The organism is Methylobacterium sp. WL6, assembly GCF_008040095.1.
In the GTDB taxonomy this organism is placed as follows: Bacteria; Pseudomonadota; Alphaproteobacteria; order Rhizobiales; family Beijerinckiaceae; genus Methylobacterium.
Window position 1 is genome coordinate 1 of the sequence record NZ_VRVH01000620.1, and the last position, 845, is coordinate 845.

Below are 845 nucleotides of genomic sequence, written 5' to 3' on the forward strand. Positions count from 1 at the left end.
GGCCGCAGCGCCAGCGCCGCGGCGAGGTCGGCCGCGCTCGGTGCGACCCGGACGTAGAGCGGCAATGCGCCGGGCCTCCGCCGCAGGGGCGGGAGCCAGGCGGGCTCGGCGGCCGGGGCATGGTCCAGCACCAGGGCATCGGCGTGGGCGAGGTCGGGCGGCGCGCCCGCGGGCGAGGCGATCAGCAGGACGCGCATGAGGGCCGAGTCATCGGGCATTTAGGCTTTCTTTACCATGATGGCCAAAGGTCCCCGCATCCGGGGCGCACCGTGCGGCGCCTCACGCGACGCCCGTCCGGCGCGTGCGGCTCGAAGCGGCGATCGATGTTCCTGTTCACCACGCCTTCGAACCCCCAGCCAGCCGCGGCGCCGCCGCGGGCCGCGGGTCCGCAGGGCGCGGTCGTCGACGCGATCCGCGACGGGGCCCAGAGCAGCGGCGTCGGCTTCGACTACCTGCTCGCCACGGCGCAGCGCGAATCCGCCCTCGATCCCTCGGCCAAGGCCGGCACCTCGACCGCCACCGGCCTGTTCCAGTTCATCGAGCAGACCTGGCTCGGGGTGATGAAGTCCGCCGGGCCGAAGCTCGGCCTCCAGGCCTACGCCGACGCCATCGTCGCGCGGCCGGACGGCAGCTACACCGTCGCGGATGCCGGCCAGCGCCAGGCGATCCTCGACCTCCGGCGCGACCCGAAGATCGCCGCCTCGCTCGCGGGCGCCTTCACCCAGAAGAACGGCGAGGCGCTGTCGGCGGCGCTCGGGCGCGAGCCGACCGCGGGCGACCTCTACGCCGCCCACGTGCTCGGGGCGAAGGGCGCGACGACGCTGATCGCCGCCGCGCGGGCGACC

2 protein-coding genes are annotated in these 845 nt (G+C 75.5%); one reads left to right on the plus strand and one right to left on the minus strand.

The annotated features are described in order from the left end of the window. Window positions 1–218: hypothetical protein (locus FV230_RS28795; protein WP_147844786.1), on the minus strand; the 218-nt coding region annotated here is incomplete at its 3' end. A 105-nt stretch (window positions 219–323) separates the two neighbouring features. On the opposite strand from FV230_RS28795, the gene FV230_RS28800 reads away from it, so the two are divergent. Beyond that, window positions 324–845 (plus strand): transglycosylase SLT domain-containing protein (locus FV230_RS28800; protein ID WP_147844787.1); only part of this gene is annotated, 522 nt, incomplete at its 3' end.